The 9,886-nt window shown below is 36.2% G+C and carries 3 protein-coding genes; all 3 read right to left on the bottom strand.

The features are described 5' to 3' along the window. Window positions 1–176: 176 nt before the first annotated feature. The 3 genes from ACFSTE_RS09230 to ACFSTE_RS09220 are packed head-to-tail and all read right to left on the bottom strand — an operon-like array spanning window position 177 to window position 9,655. Entirely contained in the window at window positions 177–584 is a 408-nt protein-coding gene (locus tag ACFSTE_RS09230; protein ID WP_378298087.1) for a hypothetical protein, read from the bottom strand. Then, complete coding sequence (locus tag ACFSTE_RS09225) at window positions 574–4,551, bottom strand: DUF6443 domain-containing protein (protein WP_378253182.1); 3,978 nt, start codon at window positions 4,549–4,551, stop codon at window positions 574–576. The genes ACFSTE_RS09230 and ACFSTE_RS09225 overlap by 11 nt, the downstream gene beginning before the upstream one ends. A gap of 10 nt (window positions 4,552–4,561) precedes the next feature. Continuing rightward, on the bottom strand, window positions 4,562–9,655 hold the full coding sequence (locus ACFSTE_RS09220) for a hypothetical protein (RefSeq protein WP_378258853.1): 5,094 nt from the start codon (window positions 9,653–9,655) through the stop codon (window positions 4,562–4,564). Window positions 9,656–9,886 lie beyond the last annotated feature (231 nt).

Below are 9,886 nucleotides of genomic sequence, written 5' to 3'. Positions count from 1 at the left end.
TTTTTTAATCTGGTTTGTGCCTAAGGCTATTTGAACCATGTCCTCATAGAAGAGGGGTTAGGCTGCTTGGTTGTTAATAATACTATAACTGATTTTGAGTTCTTGGGAAGTGAGTAGAAATAAAAAACACTCATCAGTTAAGATGAGCGTTTTAAAATACTGTAATAAAAGGAAATTTAATCTTTATCCTTTTTCAAATAGGTTTTGAATTTCATATTCTTTGATGCGTATTGACCATCTTCAGTTTTAGATTGATATGATTCTTTACTGAAATCGATCCACAAATAAGCACTCTTATTAATTTCTGTAGAATAGAAGCCATTTGCATTAGTATTTAACTCTATTCTATCATTACCTAAATATTCATCATAATTTGCATTACCTGCATCATCTTCATATCTATTGTTATTGATAATAACCTTTACATTACTTAAGGGTTTTTCAGTTGTTTGGTCAAAAACATATCCTTCAACATGAACATTTTTAATATCAGTTCTTGATATAAAGAATATTGCAAAATATAAGATCATTCCTAATACAACTACACCCAGTGTAGCTAATATCCATTTCTTTTTAATTACCATTTATAGCTCGATTAATTTGTTGTTGAATTTGTTCACCAGCAGTAGTTTGAATATTACCATGGGTTACATTGCTACCAGAAACATTAACATTTCTAACTCTTGCTCGACCTTCTGATGAGTGTCTATATCCTCTAGAACCAGGAGAGTTACTAGAACCGCTATTACTTCTATTACTACTTCCACTACTATTACTTCCACTGCTACTACTTGTAGCACCTGAAGATGAACCAGTAGACCTTGAAGAACTTGAAGCACCACTAAAACTAGTCTGAAAGAAATTAAAAGCGTCAGCAACATTATCAGGAATTGAAGTATCAACTGTTGCGCCACCGAAAGGACCATCAGAACTATCAACTATTACCATAGTGTTAACTGGAATATCAGAAACCTCTTCAGCTAAATTAACGGCATTATCACCTCCATAGCTATAACCATAAATAATAACTTGGTCTCCTTCTTGATAATTTTCTTTTAAAAACGACGCCCCTGTACTAACACCAGGACCTTGTGTTGCTGAGGGTGATATAACTGCACCTTTAAAATCTAAACCAGCACTTCTAGCTGCTGATGCCGTAGCATTAAATCTGTCCCCAGTTCCTCCTGTTCCTTCTGTAGTAGCTCTTATATTACCATCACCAGTTGGCCCCCCATGATAAAATACAGCTAGAACTCTACTATATGGTTGACTACCATGATTTCCTGTTCCGTCTCCAATTGGAATTGCAGAACTTCCTGCACCAGTATTTCCTGCCACAGGTTCATAATTCAATTGATCTACAGCACCATTTGATGGTGTACCTTCTAATCCCTCAATTTCAATTTTCCAAACAGGATTATTATGAGCAAATTGATAGTTTGTAATAGATAGATAATCTTCACTGATAGGGTCTACACCAAAAAATCTACCAATTTCAGGCATGTAATTTCTGTAACGGAATGTTAACCAATTTAATCCAAGTTCTTCATTTTCTTCTTGATTTAAGAACCCATAAGGGTGATGAGTTCCATTAATCACGTTATTATACCCTTTATGTTCAAGCCCAAAGGGATAATAATGTTTCTCTTCCTTTATCACAATCCCATTTTCAGATCGATCCGATAAACGAATATCATCCAATTCTACAGTAGAGACTTCTGTGTTTGCCTCAGACAATCCTATCTTCACCAAAATAGAAGCTGCCCCTTCATTACGGATTGTATAGGTTTTATTATGAGTCCCACTACCAACATCTCCTAAGGATTTCCATCCCAAACTCACTGAATTTCCATCTAACTCCTGGATAAGAATTCGCATCTTATCTGCTTCATTAGCCATCGTTAGATTAAAGGATAAGGTCAATTGTTGCCCCTTGGTAAAATCTCCATAAATACGTTTATGAGTACCGCTATACATGTTTTTGACATCAATATGCAACTTTTGATCTACTACCTCTAAGGCACCTCCTGTCCAATCACTACTTCCCTGATCAAAAGCATCCTGGATATAGGTTTTTACTCCTGCATATGACAGGCGTATATTCCCCAGATGATCTTTATACTGGTAGGTATAATCATATCCATTGTTCCCATCAGGTTCCACATAGCCTTCCGGATGATTAAAAAATGTTAACCTTCCGTTTTTATAGATGTAGTTCCCTGCATAATCTGTCGTTGTTAAAGAACCTCCCTCTGTTACCGTTTTTCTTAACTTGGTACCAGCGGCGTCGTAAATATAATTAATATTTCCTTTTCCTGCCAGCGTTATCTGTTTAGGTAAATTTAAATGGTTATACTGAATCTCTGTAATTCCTTTATTGCCATCCCTGGTCATATTCCCATTGGCATCATAGGTATAGTCATCCCCTGTATTAGTCCCATCTGTAAACCCAAAAGTTTTATTTCCGCTATCCGTTACCTTTAGTAATTTGTTTCCTCCATTATAGGAATACACTAATTTATCCATTGCTCCAAAGGCAGTGGCAGTAGCATTAGTATGCCCGTTTCTGGTAAGGGTCTGGATATTCCCATTCTTATCATAGGTAACTCCTAATAGGTTATAACTTCCTATATTGGCATATCCGGCAGTGATCCGGTTTAAATCATCATACTGATAGGAATAGGAACGTTTGGTGTTGTCACTGGCAGTTTTCCAGAGCGTCTCGCTGATATTTCCATTGTATAACTCATCAGCTCTGGAAGCATTTTCGGTCACCCTGTTATAATTAATCCCAAAGGCAAACAGATCTGATCCCAGATTGTTGACATCATTAATCCCGGTAAGCCACCCCCGTACATTATAGCTGTAATCTACCGTTTGTAATTCGTTCCCTACCTTTTTAGCGATGAGTTGCCCTAACTCATCATAGGTATTACTGGCAATGGTTTCTGTATATGTTCCAATGCTTTGTTGTTGGGTAAGCAAACGTCCCATATGATCATAGGTAAAGACATCCGTTGTTACAATGGGGGTATTATTCCCTTTGGTATGTGTAGTTTTCAGACGCAGTACCTTGCCTGTAAAATCCAATTCATACTCCATAATATCAGTGGTATTCAGATATGGATTTACCGTTTTGACATAGATAGGTCTGGCTTTATCATCATAGTACGTAATGGTGGTAATCCAGGCGTCTGTATCCAGTACTTTTACCTTACTGGCTGTGACTAAGGATTTTGTTTTTGTCGTACTTTCTACTCCATAAGCCGTTACTAAGTGAGTATTGGTGAATCCCTGATAAGTGTCGTAATACTGAATGGTCAACAGTTCCAGTCCAGTGGTAGGAAAATTGTCATTGGAATAATAGTTTTCCTGATCCACACTGACATGGGATGTTTTTCGCTCGTAGTTTTGCTGTGTAGTCTTATCTTTAAAGAGCCTGCGCAACTGTCTTGCTGTCTGATCCTGTGGGGCAGTATAGCTACCGGCATAGACCACTCGATCAAAAACATCGTATTTGGTAAACAACCATCTATTCGCCGCTCTGAGCAAACTGTCCTGTGTCAATACTGGTCGGTCCAGATTGTCATAAACAATATACTCCCATCCTTTTCCAGGGATTTTCTTTTCGATAACTCTATTTCGATCGTCATATCGATATTGATAACACAATTCTGCAAGCTCTGTAGCAGACACCCCATCACTAACAACTACCTTGGGAGGAAGTACAAAACTTAAATTCCCATAAACATCATATACATAATAAGTATCATGTGCTTCTGATACAGTATAGGTTCTTTTTAGAACTATCTGTCCCTGCTTGTTTTTATATTCTCTGGTGGTATGATTATCTCCATCAGCTCTCGTCCAGTTTTCATCTTTGATAATGGTAACCAGCAATTGACTGGGAGCATAGTTTCCATTTTTACGAAGTACTGGTTTTTCAGTATCCCCAGTTGTAAATGTAACTTCAAACAAGGGAATATCTGCCTGATTTGTTGCCCAGTCAGTTTTGATGGTATGATCAGCTGCCATGGCACTGATTTCACTGTTAGCTTTCCAGGCTGTTCCCGGAGCTGCCTGTTTAATCACTCGGTTTAAAGCAGAGGCTTCAAAAACACTTTCTGAATAAGCATTAACACTAGTGCCTGTAAAATCCTGCGGGTAGTTACTTTTATAATATGCATCAATATCTGTAGCCACATTCACCGTTTTATAGGCTCCGGTAGCAGTAGTGGATACAAAGGGTAAATACTGTTTGCTCTGTCTTCCATAGCTGTCATAGGTGATATGTGTTACAATATCCTTATGACTGGGAGATTGCCCGATCCCGATTTGCTGAATCGGACGCCCTAAACCATCAAAATAGGTAATCTGTTTAATGGATTCGGCTGTGTCCGTATTACAATTGCTGTTTTCCAGATTTGCAATTGTCACTGCAAACTGAGGGACAATACTATAAACATAGTTCTTATCAGAGAGTGCTTCCTGTGCTTGTAATCCTATAGCAAACCATAATACCAACAAGCTATATATATATTTATTTTTCATATTTTAAATTTTAGTGAGGGATATCTCCTCCATTACAAGACCTTGTAAAATTATATGACCTCTCTATGGTTTTTGTTTTTTGAGTACGCTCATCTCTTATTACACATTTGAGTCCATCAGACTTATTATCACAATTTAGCTCCACCATAATTTTTTGTGGACCATAAGGGTTATTTCTTACAACTGCCCCATCCCTATACCAAGTATAAGAATAATGACCAGACCCATTTGAGACTATAGCTTCTATCATATAATCTTGATGATAGTGATTATTGTGTATCGTTTCTTGAGAAAAACTTCCTCCAAGTGGGGGAGCCCCATTAACTATAATAGTCTTACTGGTGGTTTTGCTTACCCCTGTTTTAACCTCTAAAACCTTACAGCTTACTTTTATATTTGTCCCGTAATAATCGTAATTCATTTTCAAGTTAAATGATTTAGATGTACTGGTATGCGTCTTCCAATTACTTTTAACTGTCCAGGTATATGTATAAGAACCGCCTGCCCCTGTAGAGTTAATGTTAAAAGAAGCTGAATTATTAACAGTAGTAGTTGATGGTACAGAAATAGCCCCTGTATTTAAAGGATTGTATACATAGATAGTTCGTGATCGCTCAATAGACTTTCCTGTTTTGGTATCAAGCACCAGAAACTTAATAGTATAAGTTCCATCTGTACTAAAACTCTTCTCAAAATGAACTCCTGTAGCAGATTGCAACTGATTATTCACATACCATTTATACGTCCGATGTCCTGATCCTCCTGCTATACCATTAGTAGTAAACCTGATAGAGTTCCCTTCTATGATATGGGTTTTATTCGCACTTACAGTTGGCCTGTTTAAGGGAGTATACACATAGATTGTTTTGCTTTTCTCTTTAAAGTGCCCGGATATCTTAGTGTCTATTACACGATACTTAATGGTATATGTTCCCGTATTAGAAAATACTTCTACCAATTTGATTCCTGTATCGCTTTGTTTGGTATTATTAATATACCACTCATTTCTTCTAGAACCAGAGCCTCCATTTATCCCTGAAGCAGTAAAGGTAATAGTAGTACCCTTTTCCAGGTGTGTATAATCGGAAATCAGTTTAGGAGTAGTCAAACTATTATATACATTTAGTTCTTTAGTGGTACTATTTTTAGTATGGTTTACTACCTTGGCATCTTCCACTTTTACATATACAGAAAAAGCTCCTGTAGTAGTATGCGTATAGGATAACATTGGATTATTGATCGTTTGCAAACTATTGTTCACATACCACTTATAATTGTAATCTCCTGATCCACCATTAAGTTCTGAAACTTTATAAGTTACCTTAGTTCCTTGTACCACTGCCGTTTCTGAAGTGGTTACCTTAGAAGTACTCAAGGGAGTATAGGTATATATCTTTTTTATAGCACTGTTTTTAGAAATCCCTGTTTTTGTATCTGTTATTTTGCTATACACAGAATAAGTCCCTGCTGTACTATTAGAAAAATCAAAACGAGCAGCTGTATTATCCTGCAAACTATTATTAACATACCATTGATAGCGAAAACTACCAGAACCTCCTCCACTGGTAGTGGTAAAAACAACCGGTGTTCCTTTAATCGTGTATGTGGCACTAGCTATGACTACAGGAGTTTGCACAACAGGATATACAACCTCTATATTTTTAGAGACCGTTTTTGCTTCTTTGGTTTGAGTGTCTACTACTTTAAGACGTATCTGATGATTTCCAACTTGATTAAAGGCTTTATTAATCTGTGATTGCGCCCCACAGGAAACCTCTACATTATCCACCCACCAGGTATAGATAAAACGATCACTCGCATTACTTCTTGTCACTGAAGCTCTATACTGTATTGAGCTATTTAATTGTACTTGAGTTTCTCCGTCAATTGCAATACTAAAAGCTCCATAAATAGCTTCCTTTTCCCCATCATAATTATATGAATATTTTTGAAGCACATGACCGTTGTGATCCTCGGTGTAAGAGAGTCTGCTAAAAGCATCATAGGTATGATAGATTGTATTTCCTCGGGGATCAGTGATACTGGTAACCCCTATAAGCGGATCATAGGTATAGGAAGTCACCATGGCATCAGGAAGTTGTTCTCTTACATTGTCAAGTGCTTCTCTAAGGAGTTGTTCTTTACAACCCGGCTGACGACAGTGATCTGTATCAGCATTTGATGCTGTTTTTAGGTTTGCTACATAAGGAGCTACATCATTATAGCTCGCATTTTCGATTTTAGCAACAGGAAGCTGATTTTGGTATCCCCAAATAAGTACTTGAGAGCTTCCATTTTCTCTGGAAACTTCAATTGGATTTCCTGTCTCATCATATCGATGGTATCGCAGAGTTACTACGGCTTCTTTATTGCCCTTGGCAACTTTAGTATAAGAGGGTAACAAAAGACCATTTTCCCAATTTTTAAATTCAGTACTTTGCGTCTGTAGCAGCTCATCATTCCTAGCAGTGCTAACTTCTATTGCTGTACTGATTCGATTTTGATGTCGTAATGCATTATTAACCGCCCCAGCCTTATCATATGGATATAAGTAAGTTGAACTAATCTCATTGTTCTGACTATCGGTAGTAACTTGTTTTTTTAATTGCCCATATGGCGTATCATAGCTATAAGAACTTTGTCTATCCATTGTTTTATTTTCCAGAAACTCCTTTGTTCGTGTTTCAACTAGACGATATTCTTTAGGATAATCGATATAATAATTTTCATTATAATGACGGGGATCTCCATATGTATTAGAATAATAATGTTTTCCAACTAACATTCCATATGCCTTCATACTACTAAACTTACCTTTGCCATAGGGGAAGAACTCTTCATATTGATTAGTCGTTTCTCTTACTAAAACAAATGCTCCATTTTTTCTTTTAAAAACTTCTAATTTAAGAAGATGACCCTTTTTCCAATCATTATTTAGTGTCGTGACAAAAGGGAAACCAGTGTAGTTGTTAGTAGCTAGTGAATAATGACGAACTTCTTTTCCGTTTTCACCTGTTTCAATGATACTTTCTACTCGCTTGTAAAGAACAGGTGCTCCCTGATAGCTTGCAAAATCTCTCATACTATTACTTACTGTATGTGTTTTTAGAACACTGCGGTTTATCCCATCAAAATAGCTGGTTGTATAACTATAGACAGGTCTAGCTCCTGTTAAAATACCACTTTCTGTTCCATCTGCTAATTTGTATTTATAACGAGTCTTTTTACAATTACCATTATTATCACAATCTTCAGTATCTCTTACACGCACACCTCCTACATAACTATAACGTTCTCCTACCTGATTAATCAACTCTTCATATTTTATAGAAAAGTTTACTTGAACTTCTCTTTTTACAGGCGCATAAATAGATCCTCGTATACGTATTCTAGCTCCCTGGGAAACACTTCTAAAAACAACAGGGTTTGTTTTTGAATAATTACTAGGGCAACCAGTAGCTTCGCATTGCGCCCCAGTATCTTCTCCTGTTATATGTACTCCCCCTATTAATTGAGAAGGGTTAATACAATCTAAACACGCTATTTCAATACTTGCTTCTGCCCCTTGCAATCCAATGTTGGGAGTTGTAGCAGGATTGTTAGGATCGTAAAGATACATTCTTGCCCCCATATTCACTTCTATAATTTGATTTGAAGGAATCGTTACTATCGTATCAATTGTTTTTCTATGTCCTTGTCCTGCTTTTACACGTTTAGAGATCGTTTTATTTCTGGAATATGTATAAAAGTCCGATATCCCAGGTGATGTTGAAGGCACCCTGTTTTGCTCATAATTAATCAAACTATATCCGCGTGTCGGGTAAATTATCTTTTTTAAAGCTCCAGAAAGTGTTTTTTGGTAGTTGATTATTCTATTTTCTATCGATAAAAGAGAACTGGCGTTTCCATTATAATACCCCCAGGCATCCTGATATTTGAAATTAGAAGAGGATGGTAACCTATTAGGAAAAGGATGATATTCGAATTGATACCATGGGGTTTGGACAATTCCTTTATCTTTTGTTATGCCTAATAATGTCTTTCTGTTTTTTGTCGGATCATTATAACTCAAGTTATAACTTACTATTTCTTGGGTCTTATCCCATACAGAAACTTTATTTAAAGTATGAACAGGCATTTCCTGATCTAAGCCTCCTGAAGAAATATCAAATCGTACTTCTCCATTAGGAAATCGTATTTTTTTAAGTAAATATTGACTCGATGAACTTTCCCTATAATCTACTATAACCGGCGGAGTTCCTCCTGTAGCCCCATCTTTTGTCTTTGATTCTGAATAGACTTTTTTTCTATAGATTCCTCCTGAAACATATTCAAAATAAATACTCCCTTTATTATTAGGCAGTTGTACTTGTGTTAACAGATAACTTACAGGAACACTTCTATTAACAGATTCAGGTCCGACACTATATTGATATGTTCCTATCTCATGGACAGTGAAATAATAGGTGATTCCTTTATCATCTATAATAGTAAAAGAATCTCCATTTTTTTGAACTTTATAATTTTTATGTTGTAGAAATACAATTTCATTCTTTTCATTAAACACAAAACTACCACCTAACCCTGAAGCATTAATACTATATAAATCCTGTTGTCCATCAAAGTTTCTATTAGCTATATTATCATATATCTGATACTGTTTATCTCTATATGCTGCTGTTCCAGAAAGGTGATCATAAGCTCCTTGTAAATATGGAATTATCGCAGTAGCTTTATATGATTGATTCCCATACTGATCATCCATACCTCTTACTTGTCTTGTAATTCTACCTGAAGCAATTAAATCCCAACCCAAGCCTGTCATGGGATGATCTTGTTCTGTAACAAGCCCTGAATAGTTATAGGATAAATATACTGGCCATTGAAAATCTCCTATGCGAATAGTATAGACAGGAATCGTATAATTGATTTTCCCTGTGGCAAGATTGACAGGAACATCACCGTACCTCCCTAAAGAAGCTGCTTCTGGAGAAACAGGAAAAACCTGTTCTATATCATTTAGAGGGTTAGCTTGGCTATTTTGCCTAGCTTGTAGCAGAAGGCAATACACCAGTAAAGAACATAAAAGAAACGTTTTTTTCATAAAGTTTATTGAATAGAAAGATTCATTACTAAAATATATATACAAGTAGGTAGTAATAGGGAAGTGGGACGCTACTCTATTGTTTACATAGGTTGAGGGTTTTGATTATCTTTTTGTTTTTTCAGGTATGATAACAGGTTTATAATCAGTCGGCAAAGATATACGCTAAAACCATAAATTATATTAAAAAAATACTTTTTTGCAGTAGTTGCAGTAAATAGTTTACTGACA

The sequence above is a fragment of the Aquimarina hainanensis genome, from assembly GCF_042684685.1.
GTDB lineage: Bacteria > Bacteroidota > Bacteroidia > Flavobacteriales > Flavobacteriaceae > Aquimarina > Aquimarina hainanensis.
This window is presented reverse-complemented; position numbering and strand designations above follow the sequence as displayed.

Excerpts from the sequence above, each read along its gene's own strand:
- ACFSTE_RS09220 (WP_378258853.1), bottom strand. The coding sequence starts at position 9,655 with ATGAAAAAAACGTTTCTTTTATGTTCTTTACTGGTGTATTGCCTTCTG.
- ACFSTE_RS09225 (WP_378253182.1), bottom strand. The coding sequence starts at position 4,551 with ATGAAAAATAAATATATATATAGCTTGTTGGTATTATGGTTTGCTATA.
- ACFSTE_RS09230 (WP_378298087.1), bottom strand. The coding sequence starts at position 584 with ATGGTAATTAAAAAGAAATGGATATTAGCTACACTGGGTGTAGTTGTA.